The sequence below is a fragment of the Streptomyces sp. NPDC031426 genome (assembly GCF_055581585.1).
This window is the reverse complement of record NZ_JBVIJE010000003.1, coordinates 1-26,996: the sequence shown is the minus strand read 5'-3', so window position 1 is coordinate 26,996 and position 26,996 is coordinate 1. Positions and strand designations below refer to the sequence as shown.

At 69.2% G+C, this 26,996-nt stretch carries 23 protein-coding genes and 2 pseudogenes; 17 read left to right on the top strand and 8 right to left on the bottom strand.

Annotated features, from left to right (window positions below; translation table 11 throughout):
* The first annotated feature begins 5 nt into the window (after positions 1–5).
* From ACZ5NH_RS05620 to ACZ5NH_RS05600, 5 genes are all read left to right on the top strand, one after another.
* Positions 6–2,258: a HAMP domain-containing protein gene (locus tag ACZ5NH_RS05620; RefSeq protein ID WP_468773114.1), complete on the top strand. Its 2,253-nt coding sequence runs from the start codon at positions 6–8 to the stop codon at positions 2,256–2,258.
* Positions 2,259–2,273: 15 nt separating this feature from the next.
* A complete protein-coding gene (gene pgsB / locus ACZ5NH_RS05615; RefSeq protein WP_388627158.1) occupies positions 2,274–3,737 on the top strand; it encodes a poly-gamma-glutamate synthase PgsB in 1,464 nt (487 codons plus the stop codon).
* Positions 3,734–4,216 carry a poly-gamma-glutamate biosynthesis protein PgsC/CapC gene (locus ACZ5NH_RS05610; RefSeq protein ID WP_388627160.1) on the top strand — a complete coding sequence of 161 codons (483 nt, stop codon included), beginning with the start codon at positions 3,734–3,736 and terminating at the stop codon, positions 4,214–4,216. Before pgsB ends, ACZ5NH_RS05610 begins: the two co-directional genes overlap by 4 nt.
* A 43-nt stretch (positions 4,217–4,259) precedes the next feature.
* On the top strand, positions 4,260–5,351 hold the full coding sequence (locus ACZ5NH_RS05605) for an NlpC/P60 family protein (RefSeq protein WP_468773113.1): 1,092 nt from the start codon (positions 4,260–4,262) through the stop codon (positions 5,349–5,351).
* 72 nt (positions 5,352–5,423) lie between these two features.
* The gene (locus ACZ5NH_RS05600) at positions 5,424–7,358 is read left to right on the top strand and encodes an ArnT family glycosyltransferase (protein WP_468773112.1); all 1,935 of its coding nucleotides are present in this window, start codon (positions 5,424–5,426) and stop codon (positions 7,356–7,358) included.
* Between the two features lie 85 nt (positions 7,359–7,443).
* On the opposite strand, the gene ACZ5NH_RS05595 is transcribed toward ACZ5NH_RS05600, so the two are convergent.
* Both ACZ5NH_RS05595 and ACZ5NH_RS05590 read right to left on the bottom strand, forming a co-directional pair.
* Positions 7,444–8,103, bottom strand: a complete 660-nt coding sequence (locus ACZ5NH_RS05595; protein ID WP_468773111.1) for an MSMEG_1061 family FMN-dependent PPOX-type flavoprotein — start codon at positions 8,101–8,103, stop codon at positions 7,444–7,446.
* A 593-nt stretch (positions 8,104–8,696) separates the two neighbouring features.
* A complete protein-coding gene (locus ACZ5NH_RS05590) occupies positions 8,697–9,260 on the bottom strand; it encodes a dihydrofolate reductase family protein (RefSeq protein WP_468773110.1) in 564 nt (187 codons plus the stop codon).
* Between the two features lie 289 nt (positions 9,261–9,549).
* Here ACZ5NH_RS05590 and ACZ5NH_RS05585 point away from each other — a divergent pair, with 289 nt between their 5' ends.
* Positions 9,550–9,684: a hypothetical protein gene (locus ACZ5NH_RS05585; protein ID WP_468773109.1), complete on the top strand. Its 135-nt coding sequence runs from the start codon at positions 9,550–9,552 to the stop codon at positions 9,682–9,684.
* 887 nt (positions 9,685–10,571) lie between these two features.
* On the opposite strand, the gene ACZ5NH_RS05580 is transcribed toward ACZ5NH_RS05585, so the two are convergent.
* On the bottom strand, positions 10,572–11,270 hold the full coding sequence (locus tag ACZ5NH_RS05580) for a type 1 glutamine amidotransferase domain-containing protein (RefSeq protein ID WP_468773108.1): 699 nt from the start codon (positions 11,268–11,270) through the stop codon (positions 10,572–10,574).
* Positions 11,271–11,650: 380 nt separating this feature from the next.
* Between ACZ5NH_RS05580 and ACZ5NH_RS05575 the strand changes: the two are divergent.
* Positions 11,651–11,737, top strand: a pseudogene (locus ACZ5NH_RS05575) (YbhB/YbcL family Raf kinase inhibitor-like protein); the annotation flags it as partial.
* A gap of 49 nt (positions 11,738–11,786) precedes the next feature.
* Positions 11,787–12,068, top strand: coding sequence for a hypothetical protein (locus tag ACZ5NH_RS05570; RefSeq protein ID WP_468773107.1), 282 nt, complete (start codon positions 11,787–11,789; stop codon positions 12,066–12,068).
* On the opposite strand, the gene ACZ5NH_RS05565 is transcribed toward ACZ5NH_RS05570, so the two are convergent.
* Complete coding sequence (locus tag ACZ5NH_RS05565; protein WP_468773106.1) at positions 12,019–12,846, bottom strand: alpha/beta fold hydrolase; 828 nt, start codon at positions 12,844–12,846, stop codon at positions 12,019–12,021. The two genes, ACZ5NH_RS05570 and ACZ5NH_RS05565, sit on opposite strands and share 50 nt — an antisense overlap.
* 869 nt (positions 12,847–13,715) lie before the next feature.
* On the bottom strand, positions 13,716–13,838 hold the full coding sequence (locus tag ACZ5NH_RS05560; protein ID WP_468773105.1) for a hypothetical protein: 123 nt from the start codon (positions 13,836–13,838) through the stop codon (positions 13,716–13,718).
* Between the two features lie 150 nt (positions 13,839–13,988).
* Here ACZ5NH_RS05560 and ACZ5NH_RS05555 point away from each other — a divergent pair, with 150 nt between their 5' ends.
* Complete coding sequence (locus ACZ5NH_RS05555; RefSeq protein ID WP_468773104.1) at positions 13,989–15,623, top strand: oxidoreductase; 1,635 nt, start codon at positions 13,989–13,991, stop codon at positions 15,621–15,623.
* A 205-nt stretch (positions 15,624–15,828) separates the two neighbouring features.
* Here ACZ5NH_RS05555 and ACZ5NH_RS05550 read toward each other — a convergent pair whose 3' ends face one another.
* Together ACZ5NH_RS05550 and ACZ5NH_RS05545 are read right to left on the bottom strand one after the other, a co-directional pair.
* A complete protein-coding gene (locus ACZ5NH_RS05550; protein WP_468773103.1) occupies positions 15,829–16,182 on the bottom strand; it encodes a cupin domain-containing protein in 354 nt (117 codons plus the stop codon).
* Positions 16,183–16,190: 8 nt separating this feature from the next.
* Complete coding sequence (locus tag ACZ5NH_RS05545; protein WP_388627169.1) at positions 16,191–17,165, bottom strand: magnesium transporter CorA family protein; 975 nt, start codon at positions 17,163–17,165, stop codon at positions 16,191–16,193.
* Between the two features lie 215 nt (positions 17,166–17,380).
* On the opposite strand from ACZ5NH_RS05545, the pseudogene ACZ5NH_RS05540 reads away from it, so the two are divergent.
* From ACZ5NH_RS05540 to ACZ5NH_RS05520, 5 genes and pseudogenes are all read left to right on the top strand, one after another.
* Positions 17,381–18,271 (top strand): annotated as a pseudogene (locus ACZ5NH_RS05540) (FtsW/RodA/SpoVE family cell cycle protein); the annotation flags it as partial.
* A gap of 274 nt (positions 18,272–18,545) precedes the next feature.
* Positions 18,546–19,601 carry an alpha/beta hydrolase gene (locus ACZ5NH_RS05535; RefSeq protein ID WP_468773102.1) on the top strand — a complete coding sequence of 352 codons (1,056 nt, stop codon included), beginning with the start codon at positions 18,546–18,548 and terminating at the stop codon, positions 19,599–19,601.
* A 537-nt stretch (positions 19,602–20,138) separates the two neighbouring features.
* Positions 20,139–20,960 (top strand): polysaccharide deacetylase family protein, encoded by an 822-nt coding sequence (locus ACZ5NH_RS05530; protein WP_468773101.1) that lies wholly within the window; start codon positions 20,139–20,141, stop codon positions 20,958–20,960.
* A 55-nt stretch (positions 20,961–21,015) separates the two neighbouring features.
* Positions 21,016–21,831 (top strand): phosphopantetheine-binding protein, encoded by an 816-nt coding sequence (locus ACZ5NH_RS05525; protein ID WP_468773100.1) that lies wholly within the window; start codon positions 21,016–21,018, stop codon positions 21,829–21,831.
* A gap of 19 nt (positions 21,832–21,850) precedes the next feature.
* The gene (locus ACZ5NH_RS05520) at positions 21,851–22,480 is read left to right on the top strand and encodes a M1 family aminopeptidase (protein WP_468773099.1); all 630 of its coding nucleotides are present in this window, start codon (positions 21,851–21,853) and stop codon (positions 22,478–22,480) included.
* Between the two features lie 224 nt (positions 22,481–22,704).
* Here ACZ5NH_RS05520 and ACZ5NH_RS05515 read toward each other — a convergent pair whose 3' ends face one another.
* A complete protein-coding gene (locus tag ACZ5NH_RS05515; protein ID WP_468773098.1) occupies positions 22,705–23,463 on the bottom strand; it encodes an ANTAR domain-containing protein in 759 nt (252 codons plus the stop codon).
* Between the two features lie 177 nt (positions 23,464–23,640).
* Here ACZ5NH_RS05515 and ACZ5NH_RS05510 point away from each other — a divergent pair, with 177 nt between their 5' ends.
* From ACZ5NH_RS05510 to ACZ5NH_RS05500, 3 genes are all read left to right on the top strand, one after another.
* Positions 23,641–23,973: a helix-turn-helix transcriptional regulator gene (locus ACZ5NH_RS05510; protein WP_388627181.1), complete on the top strand. Its 333-nt coding sequence runs from the start codon at positions 23,641–23,643 to the stop codon at positions 23,971–23,973.
* 657 nt (positions 23,974–24,630) lie between these two features.
* Positions 24,631–26,136, top strand: coding sequence for a S53 family peptidase (locus ACZ5NH_RS05505; RefSeq protein WP_468773097.1), 1,506 nt, complete (start codon positions 24,631–24,633; stop codon positions 26,134–26,136).
* A 356-nt stretch (positions 26,137–26,492) separates the two neighbouring features.
* The gene (locus tag ACZ5NH_RS05500) at positions 26,493–26,720 is read left to right on the top strand and encodes a hypothetical protein (RefSeq protein WP_468773096.1); all 228 of its coding nucleotides are present in this window, start codon (positions 26,493–26,495) and stop codon (positions 26,718–26,720) included.
* Positions 26,721–26,996 lie beyond the last annotated feature (276 nt).

Genomic DNA, 26,996 nt, shown 5'->3' with positions numbered 1-26,996 from the left:
GCGGGGTGCGCCCGCCTATAGCCGCACTCGTCGTACTCCTGCTGGTGGTCGCCGCCCTGACTGTGATCGGCCTCGGCGGCGTACACGCCGAGCGGGTGCCGCAGGCCGTGCTGAACGGCGAGCAGCAGATCGCCGCGGACACCGCGCAGTCGGTGCGCACCGCGATCGACGTCGAGGCGAGCACCGTACGCCGTACGGCCAACGCGTATCCGGCGACGAGCGCATCCACGCCCACGACCGCGCTCCAAGCGCTGACCTCCGCCAGGAAGGCGGTCCTCGGCAAGGCGCTGCTCGACCCGCGCACCGGCAAACTGCTGGCGGCCGGCGGCAGGCCGGTGCCGCTGGCCGGGGTGGACGTCGTCCGAGCGGCGTCCGGGCACGGGGCGATCCCGCCCCGGCTGGTGACCTCGGGCGGCACGCGGCAACTGCTCTACTTCGCCCGGGTCACGCTGCCCGCGCTGCAGGAGGACGCAAACCAGGACCAGTTCCAGGTCCCGAGCCGGCCCGACCGGCAGTGGCTGCTGGTGGTCTGCGAGACGCTCCCCGCCCTCACGACGTACGGCGACGGACGCAGCGCCGAGGTGCTGGACGCGCGCGGCACGGCGCTCGCCGCCACGTCCGACGGCGCGGCGTCGCCGGCCGTCACCGACAGCGGTCTGCCCGCGGCGGCGGCCCGCGCCGCGAACGGGTCGGGGCGTGACACCGACGCCTCGGGAAGCATGCTGGGCGCCGCCACGGGCTCCCGGCGCACGGTGGCCGGCTGGGCCCAGGTCGCCTCGGCGACCGGTCCGGGCGACACCGACAACCTCGGTCTGGTGGTGCTCACCTCGCGCGCGGTGCCCACCACGACCGCCGCCGCCGACTACTCGCGCTTCGCGCTCGAGGCCGCGGGGGCGCTGGCCGGGCTCGCGCTGCTGCTCGGGCTGGTGCTGCACTTCTTCGTGCAGCGGCCGCTGCTACGGCTGTATCTGTCCGCCGGGCGCCTGGCCCGGGGCGCGACCGAGGACGGACCGGGCGCGTTCGAGGAGCTGTTCCGGCCGGTTCCGGTGCACGGCTTCGGGGAACTGGCCCGGATCGGGCGGGCACTGGAGTCACTGCGCCTGCAACTGCTCGGCGAGAGCGGCCCGCAGGAGCTGCCGGCCCGGCGCGGGCCGGGCTACCGGGCGCTGGCCGTGGTCGGCGTGGTGGTGGTGGCCTGCTGGGCGGTGCCGATGATCTTCATGCTGAACCGGGCGGACACCGCGACCGCGGTTCCGGTTCCGGTCCTCGCCGACCAGCAGGCGCGCACCCAGGTCGCGGCGAACCGGATCCGGCAGTCCCTCGACCAGTCGTACACCGACCTGAGCGACGTGGCGGCCGGCCTGCCGGGCCGGAACCGCGCCGCCCAGACCGAGGTTCTGCGGCACACCCTCGCCGACCACAAGCAGTACCGCTCGCTGTATCTCCTGGACCGCTCGGGCGGCATCACGCTGAGGGTGGGCGACACACCGCTGCGCACCCTCGTCCACGTGCCCGACGGCGGCGGGATCACCACCGTCAACACCTCGGGCCGGATCCCGGCGATCGCCGCCTACGCCCAGGTCCGCGCCGTCAAGGGCAAGGCCCCGGCGGCCGGGGTGGTCCTGTTCGGCGAGATCGACGTCAAGGCGCTCAACTCCGTTCTGCCCAGGCCGAAGCTGGGCAGCGTCTGGGTGACGAACGACGAGAACAAGGTGCTGGCGGCGAGCGTGGGCTACCGCGCCTTCCAGTCGCTGCCCGACTCCGGCCTGACCCGTCTTGCCCGCGCCACCCAGGGCGCCCCGGGGGCCGCGGGCACCGCGACCTCGGCGGCGCTCCGCACATCCTCCGGCGCTTCGGTCGACGCGGCGGCGCCGCTGGCCCAGAGCGGCCCGACGGCCCGCCTCGGCTGGCACGTGGTGACCGCGGAGCCCGCGGCGGCGCTCCAGATCCCAGCGGTGCAGGCCGAGCAGCGCACCATGCTCGCCGGGATCCTGGCTCTCACCCTGGGCGCGGCCTGCCTTGGCTGGCTGCATGTCGTGGTGATCCGGCCGCTGCGCGCGGTCGCCGTGCTCGTCGAGCGGCTCGCCGGCGGAGACCGCCGCACCGTGCTGCACCCGGTCAACCACGACGAGGTCGGCTCGGTCACCCGCAGCCTGGAGCTGATGCGCCAGGCCCTGGCGGAACGCGACCGCGCAGCCAGGTCCGGCCATACCGCCAGGCCCTCCCGGTCCCTGCGCGAGCAGACCCTCCAGCGGTAGAAGGACGGAATCGGCGTGCTCTTCCTCTATGTCATAGTCCTGCTGTGCTGCGCCGCGCTGTGGATCGCCGGAATCCTGGAGCAGCAGCGGCACTTCGCCTCGCTGGAGCAGATACCGACGCGGGTGCTGGTCAACGGTATCCGCGGCAAGAGTTCGATCACCCGGCTGTGCGCGGGGGCACTGCGCGGCGGCGGCCTGGTCACGGTGGCCAAGACCACCGGCACCGCGGCCCGGTTCATCCATCCGGATGCCACCGAGGAGCCGGTGTACCGCAAGTTCGGGCTGTCCAACATCGTCGAGCAGATCGGCATCGTGCGGCGGGCGGCGACCTACCGGCCGGACGCGCTGGTGATCGAGTGCATGGCGGTGATGCCCGCGCTGCAGGAGATCAACCAGGAGAAGCTGATCCGTTCCACGATCGGCGTGCTGTGCAATGTCCGCGAGGACCATCTGGAGGAGATGGGGCCGACGCTGGACGACGTCGCCCGCTCGCTCTCCCGCTCGATGCCCGTGGGCGGGGTGTGCGTGACGGCGGAGAAGGACCGCTTCCACATCCTGCAGGAGGAGGCCGACGCCCGAAACTGCAAGCTGGTCTACGCCGACCCCGAGACGGTCACCGACGAGGAGCTGCGCGGCTTCAGCTGGTTCACCTTCAAGGAGAACGTGGCGATCGCGCTCACCGTCGCCGAACTGCTCGGCGTGGACCGGCAGACCGCGATGCAGGGCATGTGGGACGCACCGCCCGACCCGGGCGTGCTGTCGGTGGAGCGCTACGTCACCCCGGAGGGCAAACGGCTGCGGTTCGCCAACGTCTTCGCGGCCAACGATCCCGAGTCGACGCTGATGAACGTCAAGCAGCTGGAGGATCTGGGCGCGATCAGACGGCCGCTCAACGTGGTCATCAACTGCCGCCCGGACCGGGTGGAACGCAACGGCCAGATGGGCGCGATCGTCCCCGACCTGGCCGCCGAGACCGTGTTCCTGATCGGCCATCCGACCAAGAGTGCCCGCGATGCGATTCCGTCCGGCTTCACCGGGCGGGTGGTGGATCTCGGTGGCGACCGCCGGGACCCCGCGGAACTGACCGCGGCGATGCTCGCGGAGCTCGGCCCGGCCTCCTCGCTGGTGGCGATCGGCAACATCCACGGCCAGGGCGAGCTGTTCCTGGAATGCCTCGCCGAACTGCCGCTGGACGACTCCGAGGACCCGCTCGACGCCGTTCCCGACGGTGACGGCCTGGACCAGGAAACCATGCAGATCGCGGTGCCCCGGCCGCGGATCGCGGTGGCCCGGCCGCCCGAGCCGGAGCCGTACAGCTGGGTCGCACCGCTGGAGACACCGGCGTACGGCTTCCACATCCCGGAGCAGCGCGAACTCGCCCGCCGGTTCGCCGCCCGCCAGGGCCGGCCCGCCGGCGAGAGTACGCAAGGCGCCCCGCACCACTCCTACGATCCGTCCCAGTCCACGAGGAACCCGTGATCCCCGCCCACCTCACCGCACAGACCGCCGCGCTCGGGATCGCCCTCGGGCTGATCTTCTCGCTCGTCTGCTACCTGACGACCAATCTCTCCCCCGGGGGGATGATCACCCCCGGGTGGATCGCCCTCACGCTCATCACCGACGTGCAGATGGCCGCCCTGATGGTCGGTGTGGCGGCGCTCACGTACTTCATGACAAAGCTGGTGCAGCGCACGGTGATTCTCTACGGCAAGCGGCTGTTCGCCGCCGTGGTGCTGTGCGCGGTCCTGATGCAGACCACCGTGATGCTCGCGCTCAGCCACGAGTTCCCGCTGCTGTACACGTCACAGACCCTCGGTTTCATCGTCCCCGGCCTGGTCTCCTACCAGATGGTCCGCCAGCCGATGGCGGCCACACTGATCTCGACCACGGCGGTGACGCTGGCCACGTACGTGGTGCTGGTCTCCGGTCTGCTGATCGGCCTGCTGCCCACCAGCTGACCTGTCCACCGCACTCTCACCTCGCACTTCCAAAGGATCGGCCATGCACTCCGAACCCACCGGCACACGCAGTCGCCCGACGCGCCGCGCCGTGCTCTGGACGATCGCGGGCGTGGCGGCCGCCGGGGCGGCGGGCGGATACGCCTGGGACCACCTCGGGCACGACCGCGGCGGCGGCGACGACCTCGGCGGTACGGCCACCGACGGCACGGGCACCACCCCGAGCGCCCGGCTCACCGGGCCCCACACCTTCGAGCGGCTGTCCGCTCCCGACCGCACCGTGGTGCGCGCCGCCGACGGCGGCACGCTCGCCACGTTCACCGACGGCGCCCGTACGGCCGTACTCACCGGCCCCAACCGCACCTTCGGCGAGCCGCGGACCACCGAGGCCACGGTGACCACGGACGCCTGGGTGCGAGTGCTGCCGCACGAGTGGCAGCAGGGCATGGAGAAGTCCGCCTGGTTCAAGGGCTGGTTCCGCAAGGCGCTCGGCGACACCAGCCCGGACGTCTTCGCGGTGGCGTTCGAGTACTCGAGCGCCGGAGCGCCCGACAAGCACAACGCGGCCGGGGTGCGCTACGCGGGCACCGCCCACTTCGGCCCGCGCAATGCCAAGGTCAACAACCCGCTGGACTTCGCCTACCACGACGAACAGTCCGACTTCTACGACTATCTGGGCATTGACTGGACCTTCCCGGACGGCACGCGCGTGCAGCCGGAGCGGGCCCGCTACGGCGACGTCGACTGTTCCGGCTTCCAGCGTCTGGTGTGGGGCTACCGCATGGGCGTCCCCCTGCACAACACCAACACCCGGGGCCCCGGACTGCCGCGCCGCGCCTTCGCCATCGCCGCCTACGGCCCCGGCCGCCTGGTGATCCCGGACAACGGCGAGCAGCCCACCGACCTGGGCGCCCTGCAACCCGGGGATCTGGTCTTCTTCGCCATCATCAAGGACCGGCCGAACTTCATCGACCACTGCGGCATGTACATGGGCCTCGACGACCAGGGCCGGCACCGCTTCTACTCCAGCCGCTCCGCCGCCAACGGCCCCACGCTGGGCGACCTGTCGGGCCGCTCGCTGCTGGACGGCACCGACTTCTACGCCCGTGGCTTCCGGGCGGCCCGCCGCCTGTGAACCCGCCGCCCGATGAGCCCGCCCCCTGTGCCCCACCGCCTCACCTGACCTGCTGATCCGAGGACCACTGCCATGACCGCCGTCTCCGCCGTCCAGCCCACCGGCGCGCACCGAGGCCGCCGGGCGGCCGGCCGCCGCTCCGTCCCGCCGGAAGACGCCCCGCGCTGGGAGCGCCCGGCGCTCGCCACGGTGCTGGTCGTCGCCACGGTGCTGTACTCGTGGGGCATCGGGCACGCCGCGCTCCACCCCTTCTACGGCGCGGCGATACGGTCGATGGCCGACAGTTGGCGGGCCTTCTTCTTCGGCGGGCTCGACGCGAGCGGTTCGATCAGTATCGACAAGCTGCCCGGCGCTTTCTGGCCCGACGCCGTCACCGTCTGGATCTTCGGTCCGAGCACGTGGGCGGCCGCGCTGCCGCAGGTCGTCGAGGGCGTGCTCACCGTATGGCTGTTGCACCGGATCGTACGGGCCTGGGCCGGGCCGTTCGCCGCGCTGATCGCCGCGCTGACGCTCACCTTCACCCCGATCACCGTGGTCCTCAACAGGGCCACCATCCCGGACACCGCACTCACCCTGCTGCTGGTCGCCGCTGCCGGAGCGCTGCAGAAGGCGGTGCGCACCGAGCGGTTGCTGCCGCTGATCACCTGCGGGATCTGGGTCGGGCTCGCCTTCCAGACCAAGATGCTGCAGGCCTGGCTGGTGCTGCCCGTCTTCGCCGCGGTCTACCAACTCGCCGCGCCCGGGACCAGGTTGAACCGGGCCCTGCGCGTCCTGCTGGCCGGCGCGGTCGCGCTGGCGGTCTCCTGCTCCTGGGTGCTGATCGCCTGGGTGACACCGGCCGCGAACCGCCCGTACCTCGACGGCACGTCCAACAACGATCCGTTCACCCTGGTCTTCGGCTACAACGGACTGAGTCGCTTCGGCAGCGACTCCACCGCGTTCGGCGCCGTCGCGGGCACCGCCGCCAGCCGCACCACCGGCAACACCGGCTGGGGCATGCTGATCAACCACACGGTCGGCCCGCAGATCGCCTGGTTCCTGCCGCTCGCCGTGCTCGCCGCGGTCCTGGGCGTCGTCTGGCGCGCAGGGCAACCGCGAACGGATCCGCTGCGCACGGGATTTGTGATGTGGGGCGGCTATCTGGCCATACACGCACTGGTGTTCAGCTCCTCCAACGGCAACCACGCCTACTACACGGCCGTCATCGCCCCGGCACTCGCCGCGCTGGCCGGCGGCGGGCTCGCGCTCTTCCGATCGGAGTACGAGGCGCAGTACCAGCCGGTGCACGAGGCGGAGCACGGGACGGGCGGCCGGCGGCACATGGCGCTGCCGGCGGCGATCGTGCTGACGGTGGCGTGGGCACTGGTACTCGACTGGCCGACCCGGTTCGTCTCACGGCTGCTGCCGATCGCCGTGATGCTCGCGCTGTGCGGCGTGGCGGGCCTGTGGACCCGCGGGCCGCGCACCGCCCCGCGGATGGTGCACGCCGCCCTCGCCGGCGGGATCGCGGCCACCCTGGTCGTACCGGCAGGCTGGGCCATCTCCAGCCTCGACCCGCTCTACGCGGGCGCCGCCACCTCGCCGATGACCGGTCCGGTCGGCAAGGCGTACGGCGTCCACCACCGCCACGCTCCGCAGCGGGTAGGACTCGGCCGGCCCAGCGCCCGCGACACCGCCCTGCTCGACTACCTCACCACGCACCGCCACGGCGAGAAGTACCTGCTCGCCACCCAGGCCGCCTACACCGCCGAGCCCCTGCTGCGCGCGAAGTCCGAGCCCGTCCTCGTCATGGGCGGCTTCACCGGCAACACCCCCTTCCCCACCGCCCAACAGCTCGGCAGCCTCGTCACCACCCGCCAACTGCGCTATGCGCTGCTCACCACCCAGCGCCCCACCACTCCCGCCACCACCTGGGTGAAGTCCCACTGCACCCGCATCCCGCCCACCGCCTACGGCCGCCGCACCGCCGGCAGCTTCGCCCTCTACGACTGCAACACCCAGAGGTGAGGCGCCCCCGCCGAACCTCCCGCTACTGATCTCGGGGCGTGCTGGTTCGGCGGGCTGGTGGTTCAGCAATCGCAGGGTCTGCCCGCTACTCGTACCGGTACTTGAGCGAATCCGCCTCCGCCTGCTCGATGTCGGCGATCGTCAGCTCTGGCATCCGCAGCTGGGCCAGCGTCACCTCGGCCGAGGTCGGCTGGGCGTCCGCCGGCAGCCACTGCTCCGGCTTCCAGGCTCCGCTGCGCAGGAGCGACTTGGGGCAGTGCGGGTAGACCTCCTCGATCCCCAGTACCAGCGCACTGGCCGGCGGCCTGCCCACGGCGGTCAGCTGCGACAGCAGCTCCGGACGGGTGGAGACACAGGCCCTGCCGTTCACCCTGAGCGTCGTGGTGCGCCCGGGAATGACGAACAGCAGCCCGGCCCGTCCGGTGGCGATGACGTTCTGCAGGGTGTCCAGCCGCTTGTTGCCGGTCGCGTCCGGTATCGCCACCGTCCGTGCGTCCAGGACGGCGACGAACCCGGCGGGGCCGCCGCGCGGGGAGACGTCACAGTTCCCCTCGGCATCCGCGCTGGCGACCAGGACCAGCGATGAGCAGCCGATCAACCGCCGGGTCTGCTCGGTGAGTTCGGTCATCTGCTTCCGCACGGCCGCGTCGCTGGGGAGTTCGTAGACCCGGCGCAACGCCTGCTCGTCGGGCACGGCGTCGAGGCGGAGCGAGTCAAAGGCACTACTGGCAAGGGGTGTCGTCATGCCCCCGACCCTAATGGGCCGACCTACGATCGATCTTGGTCGGGAGTGCGGGGACATGGAGACGGCCTCGTGGTCGCGGAACTCGCCCCGCGCTGGGCGGCGGGCTGTGAGTCCGGGCGTCACGGGCGACGTGAGGGCGACCGACTGCGGGAAAGGCCCCGCACGACAGCCCTGTCACCGAACGGTACGGCTGGCGCGAGATGAAACGCCGCCGGTCCTCCCGCCGGATCTGTGTCGAGCACGCCAACGCCGAAGTCCGGCAGCGGCGCCTGCTCCAGCGGTGCACCGGCCGCCGCGAGGCCTATGGAGAGACTCACCTCGCCATCACCGCTTTTGTCGCCGACCGCGCCGCCGAGCGGCCTGTGCAGCTGCCGCTGCCGGTAGGAGGGGACGACTCACGTGATCCTTGACGGCACGCTCATCGAGGCGGACCGTCTCACCGGCGTCCGTGGTGGTTCAGCAAGAAGCGCAAGGCGGCCGAGGGAATGCCGACTTGGCGAACAAGGGCCAATCGGTGCGGGCATCGGGATCCGGGTCCCCGGAAAGACGTCACTGACTGGCCCGTTCTTCCTAGGGCTCGGCGGGCGAGCCGGCTAGCGCGCCACGCGGTAGCGGAGGTAGACGACTCTCGAGCTGAAGGTGCGGGTCTCGAGGAGTTCGAGATCCACCCGGCGCTCGTGCTGGGGGAAGAACGGAATGCCACCGCCGACCAGCACCGGGTAGACCATGACCCGGTACTCGTCGATCAGACCCGACGCGGCCGCCTCGGCGGCGAGAGAGGCGCCGCCGATCGCGATGTCGCCCTCTTCCGGCTCGGCTCGCAACCGCTCGATCTCCTCCGCCAGGCCGCCGGAGGCCAGGCGGGCATGGCCCTGCACCGCCGACAGCGTGGTGGAGAACACCACCTTTGACAGCGGCTTCCAGAGCGCGGTCCACTCGAGCATGGAGTCGTCGAGCGAAGGATCCTGGTCGGCGGTCTCCCAGTACAGCATCGTCTCGTACAGCCGTCGTCCCAACAGGTGGACGCCGACCTGTCGAATCTCGTCGATCCAGAAGCGAAACACCTCCTCGTCGGGCGCCGTCCAGTCGAAGCCGCCGTCCGGCCCGACGATGTAGCCGTCAAGTGAGACGCTCATCGAATAGGTCACGCTGCGCATCAGAAGTCCTCCTCGGTAACGGGTTCGACAGTACGACCGCCGAACGCCCCAGGACTCATCGCGGCTCGCGGAGTCCCTGCGCCGAGTCACGTCACGAGATCATTTCGTTGAGAAGATCTCATTGCCTAAGAGGCATCAAGGGCGCAGGGCATCGTCAAGGACGACGGCCATATCTCGACGCATGGAGGCGCGAGGGCCACGCAATCCGGCCACGCAGACGGAGCCCTGAACCCACTGATTCCCGGCCGCCGCCGACCGAGCCCGGAACCCACACCGCGATGGGCGGCGCGTGCTGAACACGGTGCGGGCCATCCTGGCCGATCCCCGTTACACCGGCCGGCAGGTCTGGAACCACCGGCGCACCGACCACAACGGGCCTATCCAGGACGGCTGCGACGTCGTGATCACACCAGCCACGCGTTGATCATGTCACCCTGACTTCGATGCCAGTGCAGGCTCCTCACCCGGCTTCCCGGCCGCCAGCCAGACGGCGCCGCCACCAGAGGTCAGAACGCCACTGCCGGTGACCGGCGAACGGATCCGGCAGTGTGCGCTTCACGTACCTGGTGTCCAGAGCACGCACTAGGTGATTCAGTTCGGTGCGGGGACAGGGAGGCAACTGCTGCAAGACCTCCTCAAGGACGTCGCGGGCATGCCGCACGTCATCGAAGGAACAGCCACGGCATGAACACTCCGCATCCTGCGGATAGAGGGGCCGTCGCCCCGGTGCTTGCAGAAACGCTCGATACCGGCGCAGAGCACGGTCGGTGGCACCGGGGTAGATGTAGTAGCTGCTCGAGAGCCTCTCTATTCGATCTATCTCGGTGCTGGTTCGGGCAGAGAGGCCGTGAATGCGGTCTGGAAGCAAGCTCCATGCAACACGAGGAGACTGTTTAGCGCGCAGCGCGCCAGGCCGTCTACGCGGCATCGGCCTTTCGGTACATGGTCATGGGCATCATCATGCCAGGGCGCAGGGTCCGATGACCGTCAGGAAGCCGTATCCGGCATCGGTCGATCGCCTCAGCACTCAACCGGCGCGCTGCCCGGGGAGGCCCCCTGCGCCCGTGCATGCACCCTCCATGCGCCCCGCGCTCCCCTCCTATTTCTGTGCCATGAATGAACTTCCATACCGCAGGCGGATCAGCTTTGCACAGCTACGGAGTTCTTGGCACCTTCACTATCGACCGATGTCACCGAGGGCAGGACGCTGAGCTCGACCGCCCTCCGACGCTTCTTGATCAGCACTGTCAGCCCGCCGGGCGTCGCCCCGGCGGGGCACCGGCTCCTGTGACCGAGAGCCGGTAGATCCTTTCAGGAGGACAGAGCCTTGACGAGTTCCTTGGCGAGGGGGCCCGAGGACGCCGGGTTCTGGCCCGTGATGAGGTTGCGGTCCGCGACCGTGTAGGGCTCCCAGGCAGGCCCCCGCGAATAGTCGGTGGGCAGCTTCTTCAGTTCGTCCTCCAGCAGCCACTTGGCCTTGTCGGCGAAACCGACACCGGCCTCCTCCTCGTTGCAGAAACCCGTCACCCGGTAGTTCGCGAAAGGCGTGTCGCCGTTCTCGTCACGGGTCGCGAGGAAAGCGGCCGGGGCATGGCACACGACGCCGAGGGGTTTGCCGGAGGCGAGTGCCTCCCGCAGGAGCGCCCCGGAGTCCGGGTCGACCGAAAGGTCTTCCATCGGGCCGTGGCCTCCGGGGTAGTAGACCGCGTCGAAGTCCTCGAGACGCACGTCCTTGAGGGAGATGGGGTGCCGCAACTCCTCGGCCTTCTCGATGACGGCCTCCTCCCGGAGGGAGTTCTCTTCGCCACCCGCCATACTGGGCCGCAGGCTCATCGTGTCCACAACGGGAATGACACCTTGCGGAGTTGCCACGGTGACCTCGTGTCCGGCATCGGTGAACACGGTGTACGGCGCCACGAATTCCTCGGCCCAGTATCCGGTGGGGTGCCGATGCCCGTCCTTCAGGGTCCAATAGCTTGCGCCGGTCATCACGCACAAGATCTTGGCCATGGGATGCTCCTCTAGAAGATGACACCTGGGGAGGGTGCAGTATGACCAGTTTGAGACCTACATAACAAGCGTGAACAGACAACTCGGAATCGGCAACTTGCGACCGATCGATGCACGCGTCTCGTATGTGAGCGTCAAGAAACTCTAATGGAATTCTGACGCCGAAAAATAGGATGCGCACGGCTCCGACAGTAGAATATTTCGAAGGATTGCCATGATCAAACCCTAGGCCCCTACGATTCCATGCCGCCGATCAGGACCTTCTCGTTGACTTCCGATTCCGTGGCCAACGGCGAGCAACTGGCCCGTGAGCAGGTGAGGGGCATCCTGGGGGCAGGCGGATCGACATCTCACCACAGCTGAGCTGGTCCGGTTTTCCCGTGGAGACCCGGAGTTTCACAGTGGCGATGTTCGACCCCGATGCGCCCACCGCTTCGGGCTTCTGGCATTGGGCTGTGGCCAATCTGCCCGCCTCCGTGACCGACCTTCCGGCCGGGGCGGGGGGACGGCAGGGATGTGCCGGGTGGCGCGGTGACACTGGCCAACGACGCCGGCTACAGAAGGTACCTCGGTCCGGCAACGCCTCCAGGCAAGGGTCCGGACCGCTACTTCCTTGTGGTGCACGCCGTCGACGTGGAAGAACTGGAGGTGTCCGGCACAACGACCACGGCACCTTTGAGCGGGCCTGTCTTGAAGGAGCATGAGGGTCCGTCAGCAAGCCGACGGACCATCGTACGGCCACCCTATTTCACTTCTTCCGCATATAGTCCTCGGCGGCGTCGACGATCAGGTTCTTGACCGCCTGCGGGTGGGAAACGAGGGACACGTGCGAGGAGTTGATCTCCACTGTCTTGCGGGCGTTCGCGCGCTTCGCCTCGAACAGCTCCAGGGCCGGGTTGATCGCCTGGTCCTGCCTGCCGACGAGGACGTACACGGGCTTGTTCCGCCAGGCGGCGCCGGTGAGCTTGTCCGCGAACGCCGACAGCGCGATCGGACGCTGGGTGGCTCCCATGAGGTCGGTCTGGCTGGTGGGCAGGTCGGCGGCGAAGACCTGGTGCAGTTTGTCCGGCTGTACGTAGACGTCCGTGCCCGTCGTGCCGTCACCGCTACTGAAGGGCACCTGCTTCAGGGCCTTGGTGAGCGGGGCGGCCGGGAGCTTCGCGGAGAGGCTAGAGAAGGACTCTCCCGTGTCCGGCATGATCGCGTTGATGTAGACGAGGGCCTTGACGTTGTCGTTTCCGGCGGCGGCCTGGGAGATCACCTCGCCGCCGTAGGAGTGGCCGACCAGGACGATCGGTCCCTTGACGGACTTCAGGAAGCTCGCGAGGTAGGCCGAGTCCTGGGGAACGCCGCGGAGCGGGTTGGCCGGCGCTTCCACCGTGTAGCCGTTCTGCTGGAGCCGCTGCACGACCCCGTTCCAGCTCGACGCGTCGGCGAAGGCGCCGTGCACGAGCACGATGGTGGGCTTCGCCCGGCCGGGATCACCGCTCGGACCACCACCGGCCTGCGCCGTTTCGACTGTCAGTGCGCAGGTGAGACCCGATACGGCCAGAAGAGCCGCAGCCCAACGGGCCATGTGCACGGTACGGAGGGACTCGCGGGATATTCGCATGCCGGTCCTTCGGTGCGGGGACGTCGGACGACGCCCGGGATTCCATATTCGACGGCACCTGACGGCTCGTCCCGGCGCCGGGGCCATTCGAGTGAACTCGGAATCTCGCGGCATCACTGCCGCAAGCTGTGGTGGACAAGGATTATTCGCCGAATTCCAGGGAGGCCGCCGGCATCGAGGCCGTTTTATCCCGGTGCTTTCAGTTTCTCCGTCCAGCCGACGGCGACGAACTCGAGTTGAATGTCGTCCGGGTCACTGAATATGACCGTCGAGTACACGAACGGTTCCTTTTCACCGCTCCTAGTCGGCGAAGAACCTGAGCAACTGGACGTTGACGTCGTCGGCGTGCGTCCAGCACAGGCCGTGGCCGGCGCCCTCGATGGCCACGTACTCGTTGGAAGGGATGAGCTCGGCCGAGCGTGGACCGCAGGCCTCGGTGTCACGACGCCTGGGCCTCCTTCCTGCGCGCCCGGGCTTCCGGACTGCTGGCCTGCGGCTTCTTCCATGTGGATACCGCGCTCTGCCAGCGGCTGTGCTGTTCGTCATGGAAGTCGCAACGCGCCGAGTGCACATCTTCGGCATCAGCGCGCGCCCGAACCGGGGCTGGGCGACGCAGCAGGTGAGGAACTTGGTGATAGGCCTCGAAGACCGGGTGGACCGGTTCCGGTTCTTCCTAGGCGACCGGGACGGGAAGTTCCCCGACGACTTCGACGCCGTGCTCGCCGACGCGGGCGTGCAGGTGCTGCTTTCCCCGAAGAGATCGCCGAAGGCAAACGCCTTCGCGGCATGCTGGGCAGGCACCGTCCGCCGCGAGTGCACCGACCGCCTACTCATCACCCGCCGGGAAGGACGATGTCCGCAATGGGCCCCCGGGCCCGCAGGTCGGCGATCAGGGCGTGCGGGCAGCCGCCGACGGGGTCGACATCGGGCCCGTAGGGCCGATCGGTCGGCGTCACACACCGATCTTCGCTCTTGCTCACCCCGCACCAGGCTCACGCGCGCCTCACGCCCGGTCGGCACCGGCCATCAGGGTTGTCCATGTCCGCGCGCATGAGCGTTGACGGCCTGCCGCGAGAGCTCGACGTTGAACTGGGCACCTGCCAGGAGTGCCAGGTTGGACAGCCACAGCCAGCTTCGACATCGACCGAATCGTCAAGGCCTACGGTGCGGCCGCCCGCAGGGCGCGGGAGGGCGGCCTGGACGGCATCGAGATCGCGGCCATGGCCGGCCACCTGATCGACCAGTTCTGGTCGCCGCGCACCAACCACCGCACCGACGAGTTCGGCGGCACTCTGGAGAACCGGCTGCGCTTCGGCCACATGGTGCTCGAAGAGGTCCGCAAAGAGGTCGGCGACGACTTCGTCGTCGGCATGCGCGTCCCCGGCGACGAGGGCGCGGCCGGCGGCCTCACGCCCGCCGACTGCGTCGGCATCGCCACGGCGATGGCCCGCACCGGCAAGCTCGACTTCCTGTCCGTCATCTACGGCTCCGGCAACACCGACCGTGAACTGGCCGACGCCATCCCGGTGTACGGCCGACCGCTGGGCGCCCACCTCCCGGTGGCGGCCGCGATCCGCAAGGAGGTCGGCATCCCGGTCTTCCACGCCGGCCGCATCGCCGACCTGCCCACCGCCCGGCACGCGATCGACGGCGGCTACGCCGACATGGTCGGCATGACGCGGGCGCACATCGCCGACCCGCACATCGTCGCCAAACTCCTCGCCGGACAGGAGGAGCGCATCCGTCCCTGCGTCGGCGCCACCTACTGCGCCTCCCGGGTCGAGACCTTCTGCCTGCACAACCCCGCGACCGGCCGCGAAGCGGTGATCCCGCAACTGGTCAGCCCCGCGCCCACCACCAAGCGGGTGGTCGTGGTCGGCGGCGGCCCGGCCGGCCTGGAGGCCGCCCGCGTCTGTGCGGCACGGGGGCACCACGTGACGCTGCTGGAGGCCGCCGACCGGCTCGGCGGCCAGATGATCCTCGCCGCCCGGACCCCCCGGCACGCAGAGAAGGCGGGCATCATCCACTGGCTGGCCCAGGAGACGAAGCACCTGGGAGTGACGGTACGGCTGAACTGCCTCGCCGAGCCTGCCGACGTCCTCGCCCTACAGCCCGACATCGTGATAGTGGCGACCGGGGGGCTCCCGAACACTGCCGTTCTCAGGACCGGTGCGGAGCTGGTCGCCTCGACCTGGGACGTGCTGAGCCGGACGCCCCGGCCCGGCAGCCGGGTACTGATCTTCGATGACCACGGCGGGGAGCAGGCGCTGACCGCCGCCGAGCGGCTTGCCGCCACAGGCGTACAGGTGGAGATCGTGACCCCCGACCGGCATGTCGGCACGGACGTCACCGGCACGATCTACCCGGACTACCTGCGCACCCTGTACGCCCACGGTGCGGTGCTGACCCCGGACCACGTCCTGCGCACTGTCAGTCGCGAGGGCAGCACACTTGTGGCCACGCTGGCCAACGCCTACACCGACGCGGTGTGCGAGCGAACCGTGGACCAGGTCGTCGTCGAGCACGGCACCACCCCTGCCGACGACCTGTACCACCAGCTGAGGGCGAGTTCGCGCAACCTTGGCCAGACCGACCCGACCGCCTTAGTCGCGGGCCGGCCACAAGTCCAGGTGACCAATCAGGACGGCACCTACCAGCTGTTCCGCATCGGTGATGCGGTTGCCCACCGCAACGTCCACGCCGCGATTTTCGACGCTCGCAGACTGTGCATGGCCACGTGAACCGGAGCGAGCGCGGTCCCGCTGCTCGCCGGAGCGTGAAGTTGGCCCGGTTTGATGGACAACCTTCCGCGCGCTTCCCGGTGACCGCTACCAAGCAGCCCTCAAGGCCATCAACCATGCCCAGCGGGACGAACTCTACGACGCCCCGGGCATCACCATCACCTACGAACACGCAACGAGGACCGCGACCGTATTCTGGGCTCAGTCAGCCGTCGCGGTTGGTGCCGATGAGGACGAAGGCCATGGTGACCGGTTTGTCACTGCGATTGCGCCACGCGTGCATGGTGCCGTTCTGGATCACGATGTCCCCAGCCGACAGTTGAGTGCACTGGCCGTCGTCGAGTTCCACGACGATCTCGCCCTGCAGCACGAGGCCGTAGTCGACGGTCGGCGTCGTGTGCATACCGTCGGGCTCCAGTGGCTCGTCTCGCTGACGGACCGGCTGCGGGCCACGCCGGCCACAGCGTCGCCCGGCGAGCGCGGATCGACAACGTGCCATTCGGCCGTCGAACAAGTCCTTGGCCACGCTCTTGCGGCGCGTGCGATTCACGCCGGACACGCACGGGGTCATATCCAGTCCTTGCGTTTGAAGGCCCAGTAGAGCAGCACGGATGCGACGACCATGACACCGGTGGAGGTGAGGAAGCCGACGTGGGTGTTGACACCCGGATACGGAACGTTCTGCCCGTAGAAACCGGTGACGGCTGTGGGCACGGCCACTATCGACGCCCAGCTGGTCACCTTCTTCATGATCAGGTTCATGCGATTGCCCTGAACGGTCAGATTGGTCTCCATGATGGACGTGATCATGTCCCGCAGTGACTCGGTCCACTCGGTGGCCCTGAGGACGTGGTCGTACACGTCCTGGTAATAGGGAAGCAAGGGCTCGGCGACGATGTGCAGGTCACGCCGGAGAAGGCTGTTGACGACCTCCCGCATCGGCAACACTACGCGGCGCAGCTTGGTGAGGTTCTTGCGCAGCGCGTAGGAGTCCCGCTGGACGGAGTCCATCTGCTCGCGCCCCTCGTCGAAGAGCAGATCCTCCACCGCTTCGATACGGTCGTCGAGTTCCTGCACGGCGGCGAAATGCCCGTCAACGATGTGGTCCAGCAGTCCGTGCAGCAGGAATCCCACGCCGTACTTGGCGAGATCGCTGTTGTTGTCCCAGCGTTCGACGACCTTCTCGATGTCGAACCGGTGGTCGGGGCGGATGGTGATCAACGCTGTGGGCGTTATGAACACCGACAATTCACTTGCGGTCAGCCGGCCACCGGTCTCGTCCGCGCTGACGGCGTAGGCGCTGAGGAAGGCATGGGTGCGGTAGCGGTCCAGCTTTGGCCGCTGATGCTCGTGACGCGCGTCCTCCACCGCGAGCTCGTGCAGTCCGAACTCCTCGCTGATCATCGCGAAGTCGGCGGAGCACGGATCGCACAGGTCGAGCCAGACCGCCACGTCCGGATCATTCACGTAATCCGAGATGTCAGCGGTCGGAAAGTCCTCCAGGATCAGGGAGCCGTTGCGGTAGAGCCGTGTACGAGTCATGGCGACGCACCATAAGCCGCCTCGGTAAGAAGCCTGCCTCTGCGCTCGTTGCCTGCCCCAGGTGCATCGCCGGGGCTGACCTGGTTGAGCAGGGTCTTCTTCTCGCCGCGCCGACCCGGACCGACCGTCGATCGCCGACGTCACCACCGACCGGCATGCGTGTCCATGCGGTCCGGCCCGCCCTCGCGGCCACCGTCGAGGACTCCGTCGACGCGGGCGCGACGTGCGCCCAGCCCTGGTCCGAGGCGCCGCTGCTCCACCGGCGGTTCTTCGCCGGATACCTGACACTGCGCAGGGACGCCCTCGCGCTCGCCGGGCGGCGCCTCATGGGCATGTATCTGCCGCGCGGGCGGCAGTTGGGCCCCGTCGCGGCCGTGTGGATCCTCAGCCTGCTCGTCCTGATCTTCGAGCGGGACCTCGGCACCTCGCCGATCTTCTTCGGCCTGTTCGTGATCATGTTGTACGTGGCCACCGAGCGCACGAGCTGGGTGGTGTTCAGCGTCGCCATGTTCGCCCTCGGCGCCTTCATCGTCGGGTCGTTCGAACCGCACGTCCACGGCCGTGTCGTCGCCTGGCTGCACCCCACGGACATCTTCCTCCCGCCCGACAAGCGCCCGCCGGGGCTGGTCTCGGACCAGGCCGCCCAGGCACTGTTCAGCTTCGGCTCGGATGGCATCCTCGGCACCGGCCTCGGCCAAGGGCACCCGGAGGTCATCGGCTTCGCCGGGCGCAGCGACTTCATCCTCACCACGGTCGGCGAGGAACTCGGCCTGACCGGGGTGACGATCGCCCTGCTGCTCTACGCCCTGCTCGCCGAGCGCGGCCTGCGCACCGCCCTGACCGTAACCGACCCGTTCGGCAAACTGCTGGCCGGCGGCCTGGCCTCGGCGCTCGTCCTCCAAGTCTTCGTCGTCGTGGGGGGAGTCACCGGACTCATCCCGCTCACCGGCAAGGCGCTGCCCTTCCTCGCCCAAGGCGGCTCGTCCATGGTCGCCAACTGGCTGCTGATCGCCATCCTGGTCAAAGTGAGCGACACCGCCCGTCGGCCCCCGCCCGTCCCGCCCGCCGATGTCAGCGCCGCCGAAGCCCTGTTCGTACGACCGTGAGGCCGGCATTTCCCTCGGGGACGGAGCGGAGGCACGATGTTGTTCGACGTGAGCCCCCTGGACCTGCTCGTCCTGGGACCTCACCGAAACTGGGCAGCACCCTGACCTCGGCCCCCGCCGCTCACCGCAAGCGCACGGTGTTCAAAAGCGCCGGCGTCCCCATGCAGGCCGGACCCGCGCACGACGTCGGGCCGACGGCAGCCCCCTTCGCCTGCCCGGATGTGATTGCGTGGGACATGGCTGCCGAGAGACATCGACAACTGGGGGCTTGACCATGAGTCTGACGGGGACGCCATTTTTCGTCGCGCTGATCGCGGCCACCGCACTGTGCGTGATCGGCACCATGCTGCTGTGGTCGCGGCTCCGGGGCCCCCACACGCTGCGCTGGCTGCTACGGCTGCTGATGATCGGCCTGTGCCAGCTCACCGCGATCTCGGTGGTCGCCACGTGGATCAACAACGACTACGGCCTGTACGCCTCCTGGGACGACCTGCTGGGAAGGAACACCGGGGCCGTCGCCATGCCCGGACCCCCCGCCGACCGTGCCAAGTTCACCAACAGCGAGACAGGGCTGCTGGACACCTACTTCCGCGGCCGGCACTCCGCGCTTTCCGGGCAAGTCGTCGTCTGGACGCCGCCGCAGTACACCCAGCCCCGGTACCGCCACACCAGGTTCCCGATCGTGCTGCTTCTGCACGGAGTGCCGGGCAGCCCCGCCTCATGGCTGGAACACGGCGGCATGCCCCAGGACTTCCAGCAGCTGATGACCGCGGGCACCACACACCCCTTCATTCTGGTCATGCCGGTGGTCGATCCGGGTGGCATCGACACCGACTGCACCGATCAGCCCAACCGAAAGGTCGCCACCTGGATGGCGCGTGACGTGCCGGAACTGATCAGCCACAAGTTCCGCACACTGTCGGGTCCCAAGGGCTGGGGTGTGATGGGCTTTTCCACCGGAGGCTTCTGCGCCGCCCGACTCCCCCTTGCTTACCCCAAGGTCTTCGGCGCCGGCGCCGCGCTGGACCCCGACCCGCTGACCGGTGACAAGGGCGTGCTCAGGGACCCGGCGGTACGGCGGCGTACCAGTCCCACGTACATGGTGACGCACACCACCGCACCGGTGAGCCTCTTCCTGGCCACTTCGGCGGAGGACCGGCTCAGTCCGCCGCACTACATCGAACAGTTCGCGAAGGCCGCAGCCGGCACACGCGTCCAGACCCGGACTCTGGTGCTGCCCAGCGGCGGCCACAACTACAACACCTGGATGCGTCTGTACCCGGTGGCCTTCAACTTCCTCAGCCACCATACCGACGCACCGAAGGGATGAGGGGCATGGGAATCCTCAGTGATTGGCGGACTGGCAGCGTGGTCGTACACGGCCCGCAGCGCCTCGAGGAAGGCGTTCCTTCCGCGCATACCGCACTCCCCCGCCCTCACTGTGCTGAACTCGCAGATGATCGGTCGATGCTCAAGTCCCAGCGGGTCTTGTCCGCCTCCCAGCTGGTGACGTAGGCGCAGCGGTAGGCCTCGACAGGTGGCGGCCACAGGGACAGGCCCGGTCCGCCTTGGAGACGGCCGTAGCAGCCGGGGCGGCGTGCGCGGCGGTCGTCGGGATCGGGAGCGCTGCAAGAGCGGCGGCCGCGGCAGCGTACGTACGGAGGCGCGAGCCCGGCATCAATCCCCTGGTTGCATGGTTGCGCAAGCTGGCAAGCTATGCTCGTACGTGAACTGGCCCCAGGCGCCTGCCGGATGAGCGCCGCACCGAGCCGGGCGGGCTGCCGCGACGGAATCCCGCCCTCTTGTCCGGTGTCGGGGGACGGGAACGCAGGAACACTCAGGCCACGAACAGGGGGGGGAGCACGGGATGCGGGAAGGAACCCGGGCGGTGCTCGCGGCCGCCACCACAGTGGTCGTCGCCGCGGTCCTGGGCCCGATATGGGGCGGTCACACGGGCAGTGCGACGGACGACCGGCCGGAGGGCCGGGGTCGGGCGATCGCCTCGCCCTCGTCGCCGCTCTACACCTCCGAGCAGCCGCCGGCGGACCAGAAGTCCGTACCGGATCCGCACCTGTCCGCCCCGGTGGTGAGCATGGACATCGCCCATGCCTCGGACCAGGGTGCGCACGCCGTCAACATCACCGTCGACGACGGCCCTGATCCGGTATGGACGCCGCGTGTGCTGAAGGTGCTCCGCGACAACGGCGTCAAGGCGGTCTTCTGCATGATCGGGCGGAACGCGGCCAGGTATCCCGACGTGCTGCGGCAGGTCGTCGCCGACGGGCACCGGCTGTGCGACCACAGCGTCCGCCACGACACGGCGATGGACCGCAAGCCGGCCTCCTACCAGTACGGCGAAGTCGTCGACGCGGAGCGGATGATCGAGCGCGCGTCCGGCGGGGTGAAACCGTTGTACTACCGCGCGCCCGGTGGCGCCTTCACCCCGTACAGCCGCCAGATCGCCGCGTCGCTGGGGATGCGCCCGCTCGGCTGGAACATAGACACGAAGGACTACCGGCGGCCCGGGGTGCGGACGATCCTCAGCACCGTGGAACGGGAACTGCACAACGGCCCGACGATCCTCTTCCACGACGGCGGCGGGGATCGGTCGCAGACGGTGGCCGCGCTCGCCGCGCTCCTGCCCCGGCTGAAGGAGCAGGGCTACGTCTTCGGCTTCCCGGTGCGGTGAGGCGGCCGGACCACGCCGGAGTACGACAGGGTGAATTGTGGTATTTGGTTCGCCAATGGCGGACGGCTGGGAGGAGTTGCTGGGTCTGCGGCCCGGCCCGGACAGCGACTTCGTCCAGCTGGGCGGCACCAGCCTGACCGCCGCCCGGATGGCCTCGATGCTGCGCCGGGATCACCCGGGTCTGTCGGTCGCCGACCTCTACCGGCACCCGGTGCTGCGACGCTCGCTCGCCTACGACCTCCGCCTGGCCTACGACCCGGCCGCCGGCACCCTGGAGGGCCGGGCGCACATCCGCGTGGTGGCCGAGCGGACGCTGCGTCAGGTCCGCCTCGACCTGGCAAGGCTCTCCGTGTACGAGGCGCTGGTCGACGGGGCCGCCGTACGGCCCGGCCGGAAGGGGCACAAACTGCTGCTGCCCGCCCCGCGCCCGATCCCGGCTGGCACGCCCTTCACCCTGGAGATCGGCTACGGCGGCCGGCCCGGCCCGGTACGCACACCGTTCGGGCAGATCGGGTGGGACCGCACGGGCGACGCACACGACGGCACGCTGGTGGCCGCCCAGCCGCTGGGCGCCCCGTCATGGTTCCCGTGCAACGACCGTCCGGACGACAAGGCCGAGTTCACCTTCCGGGTGACCGTGCCCCGCGGCCACCAGGCGCTCGCCAACGGAGCCCTGCTGGAGCGGCGCACCTCGGACACCACCGAGTGCTGGACATACCACCACGGGGGTCCCATGGCCCCCTACCTCGCGGCGCTGTGCACCGGCCGCTTCGCGCACGAGACCTGGAAGGTCACGGACAGCGCGACCGGCCGCTCGATCACCGGCCGCAACGCCTACCCCCGTCCACCTGTCCGGCCGGGCCCGGCATGATCTGGGCCGCCACCCCGAGATGTTCGAGGCGTTCACCCGGTGGTTCGGGCCGTACCCCTTCGAGACGTACGGCGCCGGCGTCGTGGACGCCGACCTGGACCAGCCGGTGGAGAACCAGACGGCGTCCGTCTTCGGCCGCAACCACATCGACGGCGAGCGCACCTGGGAGACGCTGGTCGCCCACGAACTCGTCCACCAGTGGTACGGCAACAGCGTCAGCCTGCGCGACTGGCGGGACATCTGGCTCAACGAGGGTTTCGCCACCTATGGGGAATGGCTGTGGTCGGAGCACCTGGGCGAGGACTCCGCCGACACCATCGCCCGCGCGGCCTGGCACACCCTCGCCCGCCAAGGCAAGGGGCTGCGGATCGCCGACCCCGGCCCCGACCGCATCTTCGACGAGCGGGTGTACAACCGGGGCGCGTGCACGCTGCACGCGCTACGACTGACGATGGGCGACGACCGCTTCTTCGCCATGCTGCGCGGCTGGCACCACGCCCACCGCGGCGAAAGCGCCGACACCGCAGCCTTCGTCGCCCACGCCGGCCGGACCGTACCGAGGGCGGTGGAACCCCTGCTGCGCGCCTGGCTCTACGACACCCACCTGCCGCCCCTGCCCCCGCCGGAACCGGGACACGGGCGGAGCTGAAACCCGCCGGAGCGAGGGGCGTCTGCGGCGGACACTTGGAATCCCACTGGACCCACAACCGTACCGGCTACACCTGCCGCAACGGCCACTCCAGCCCGCCCCTCATCAGGGCACGACCAAGAGAACAGCTGCCGCCCTCAGCACGGCTGTCAGCACAGTCAGGAGCACATTGCACTCCGCACTCACCCAGATCCGCCATGAACTGCAGTGCCGCGACGGCGACTTCATTGCCCGTCGCCACCACCTTCGCCCGCCTCAGTGGGCCGCGGGACCTCTGAAGGCATGTTCGCGGCGGCATGCAGAGCAGCGACGGCTGCGGCCACTTGCGCTTGCACCGCATCGGCCAGGGCAACTCCCTGGACTGTGGTGACCAGTTGCCCGGCGAGCCTATGGAGCTTGATGTTCGTGTTCTGGGAGACCGTGACCAGCACGTTCCAGGCGTCCTCGGAGCTGAGGCGGAACGAGGCCATCAGGACCCCGAGCGCCTGGTCGATGACGGCGCGTGTCTGCATGGCGCGGCGCAGCTGAACCACCTCGGTGCGCAGCTCCTCCTCCTGACTCAGGGCATCCTCCTGGGTCTCGGCAGCCGGCAGGGCAGTCCCTGACGGCGGGTACGGGGCACGACGACATACGAACAGGGAACCGGTCCCTGTCGCGCTCAGCAGACGCTGGACCTGCCGACTGGCGGCCTGGACGGTCAGGGTCTTCCCGGTGCGTAGGGCATCGCGCCGAGCGGCCAGCAGGACATTGAGCCCGGAACAGTCACAGAACGTTGTCCCGGTCAAGTCGAGGTCAACGCCCCGGGTGCCCCGCCCGACGGCTTCCCTCAGGGCTGACCGAAGTGCCCCTTCCGTACAGAGGTCCAGCTCGCCGCAGATCGTCACCAGCACACGCCCACCGCACGGGGAGACATTGATCATCAGATCCTGCAGCGGCGCTTCCGCAGTGGCAGAGGCGTCGGTCATTGCTGCGTGCACGGTCATGTCCTCCTCCCTGGCGCTCTGCGGTGGAAGCCTCGGTTCGGACATGGCCACCTCTCCCGTCCGGGTCCCTCCGACCTCGCTTCCAAGACTCCGCTCACCGGACCTCACCCGTCAAGGAATACCGGAAAAATATTTCACCCTTTTGGATACGTGAATAAGACGTCTACCCTGGGATGCATGGGAGAAGCACCGGAACCGCACACCGGGTGGACGTTCCTTACCAACCACGCCCGGGTACTCGCCACGATCGCCGACGATCACACAACCCGCATGCGCGACATCGCCGCACGCTGCCGGCTCACCGAACGCGCAGTCCAGAAGATCATTTCCGATCTGGAGGCCGACGGGTATCTCACCCACACCCGTGAGGGCCGGGCCAACGCCTACCGCATCCAGCCCGGAACCGTCCTGCGCCACCCCGCCGAAGCCGACCTCACCGTCGCAGACCTGCTCTCCCTCCTCTCCCGGCACGACACCGCCCGTGCGGACGACGCCAGACACACTCGATAAGCGGCCACGCTCGTCCAGGACCAGGCGGCGACCCACAGCTACGCCTTCGCGGGACCGGCCGGCGCGGCCCAGAGCATCGCCATCGCCGCCGGCGGCCCGCCGGTCGGGGCCCTGGCCGACCACCACGGCCACCGGTCCATCGCAGTGGCTGCCCCGATCGCCGATTCCCCTTCGTGGGCCGCCCGCCCTGACGACTGCGAGCCACGGCAGCCGGAAGAGCATGTTCGCGCCGGCTGCTCTCGTGGGCCCGACCCAGTCCTCCGAGCCGGCATGGACCAACGGATTCGCAGCCGGCCGCCTTGCCCCAAACGGTCATTACGGCAGAACCGACGTGCACCATCTCCATCCGGGATGTGTCAGCACCGACGAGGGACCTGGCCCCGGGCGCCGGCAGCGCATGCCTCAGCCTCCAGCCGAGCCGGAGCGGGCGCCAAACAGTTCGGCGACCACGTGGCGGCGAACGCGAGCGGCCCGAACACTCAGGCACCACCGCTCAACTGGTCCAGTGACACCATTCTTTGGTCATTGTTGACAGGACGAGACTGTCCGCCCAACAACTGCGAGAGTAACCTCGCCCCGTCCGCAACCCCTGTGCCACCACCCCCCACCTGAGGGGCGGACACGCAAGGTCCCTTTCGATCTCAAGAAAGGACTCTGATGGCACGCACCATCAGACGGTGGCTGCTCGCGGGGGTGGGCACACTCAGCCTCGCAGCGGCGGGCGCCGTGCCCGCGACGAGCGCTGCCCACCAGGCAACCTATCCGCACGTACGGCCAACCGTCGCCGACTACACGCAGTTGACGACCAGCCAGACGCCCCCCACACAAGCTCAGTGCGCGTCAGTGAGACGCCGCTGCTTCACCCCCCAGGCCATCCAGGCGGCCTACAACGTGGGCCCGCTGCACTCAGCCGGAGACGATGGCCGCGGTCAGACGATCGCGATCGTCGACTCCTACGGCAGCGACACCATGGCCCACGACCTGCACGTATTCGACCAGGCGTTCAACCTCGCAGCCATGTGCGGGGAAGAGAACGTCAGCTGCGCACCCGGCATGCCGACCTTCAGCGAGCTTCATCTGCAGGGCTCGCCCGCCACCAAGGCGCCGCCGTCCACGAGTAAATCCCCTGGGCAGGAGGACAAGAGCGCGTGGGCACTGGAGGTGGCTCTCGACGTCGAGACCGCCCACGCCATGGCACCAGGCGCCAACATCCTGCTGGTCACCACCCCCACCGCCGAGACCCTCGGGGTGCAGGGTCTCCCTCAGATGATGGCCGCCGAGCAGTACGTCGTCGAGCACCACCTCGCGACCGTCATCTCCCAGTCGTTCGCCTCCGCGGAGGGCGCCTTCGGCAGCGCCCGATCGCTGGAGAACCTGCGCTACGCCTACAAGTCGGCGGCACAGAACGGCGTCACCGTACTCGGCTCGTCGGGTGACGATGGAAGCGCCGGTTCGGCCAAGACGCCTGTGGGCAAAGGCGGGACCACGCTCACCGGTCCCGCCGTCGAGTGGCCCGCGTCCGACCCGCTGGTCACCGGTGTCGGCGGCACGGACCTGTGCACCGACCCGGGTGCCACCAACGGCAGGGTCGTGGACAGCGCCTCCCCGCCGGGGGCCTGTCAGAAGGCCGCCGGCCAGTCGGAGATCGGCTGGATCGGCTCCGGCGGCGGCTACAGCAGCGTCTTCGCCAAGCCGGACTACCAGTCGGGCGCGATGCCGGCCGGCAGCACCTCCATCGGTGCGACACGCGGCGTTCCGGACGTCTCCCTGCAGGCGAGCCCCTCCACGGGAGCGCTGGTGTACCTGTCCCTCCCGCCCGACGGCCAGAGCGGGCTGAAGTGTGGCAGCACACCGTGCAGCACGGGCTGGTACGACATCGGCGGCACGTCGTTGGCATGTCCCCAGTGGGCGGGCCTGGTCTCCCTCGCCGACCAGATCAACGGCGGTGGACTCGGACTCATCAACCCGACTCTGTACAAGCTCGCGTCGGACCCGGCCACATACGCGGCGGACTTCAACGACATCACCGTGGGCAACAACACCGCCGAAGCCTCGGTCCCGGGCTACTCGGCCACCACAGGGTGGGACCCCGTCACCGGACTGGGCACGCCGAATGCGGCGAAGCTCCTACCCGACCTCGTCAGTGCCGTGCACAGCGGCTGACCCACGGAGCAGCAACCGGGCATCCCGACACCGGGATGCCCGGCAGTCGTTGGCACTGCGCCTGCCACAATCGTCATTCAGCCAGTTCACCGCCCTGTCCACGTCTGCGGCATCGTGATCGCTTGTGTTGTTGCGTCTCGCCCACCGGCCCATCACGAACGCCTTCGCCGCGTTGCGCCCGCTGCCGATGAGCGACCGCGCGCACCCCAGGGTGGGACGGGGTCGGGGACGGCGACGTACGCTGCCACTGCTGGCGGTGACGGAGACCGGTCTTGCTTTCCGGCAGGACGCCCGGCGCCGCGGCTCCACCCCGGGCTCGGCCACCCGCGGACCGTCAACCTGCGCACAGACGTCGTATGCCGGGCGCCGGATTCGTGTATACCCGCGCCTTCGTCCCGGACCGGCTCACCGCCACCATCACAGCACTCAGCCTCGGCCACCGGGCGCCGACCGCGTCGCCCGTCAATCGATCAAGGAATGCGAACGGCGTACTGCCCGCGTACGGGGTCTTCCTCGACCCGTCCAAGACAGTGCCACTGACACTGACCGCGGCCGCCGCAGTGGTCGTCCTCGCCGAGCAGTGACGCGGGGAGAGGCCCTTGGGCTGAGTTCCCCGTCGGCCGATGCAACTCGTTCCCCCTGTTTCCCCCAAGTTTGCATCTGTGCTCTGGACACTTGTCTACCCCTCAGTAAGGTTGCCCCGGCGGACGCGCCCGGCCCTCGGGCGTGACACTCAATTGCCGCCGTGGACAGGGGGATTCATGAGCGGGATGAGCCGTCGCCGGTTCGTGTCGGGAGCATCCGCGGCAGCCGCAGGAGCCGCCCTGTGGCCGCTGCTGACGCCGGGCAGCGCGCGTGCT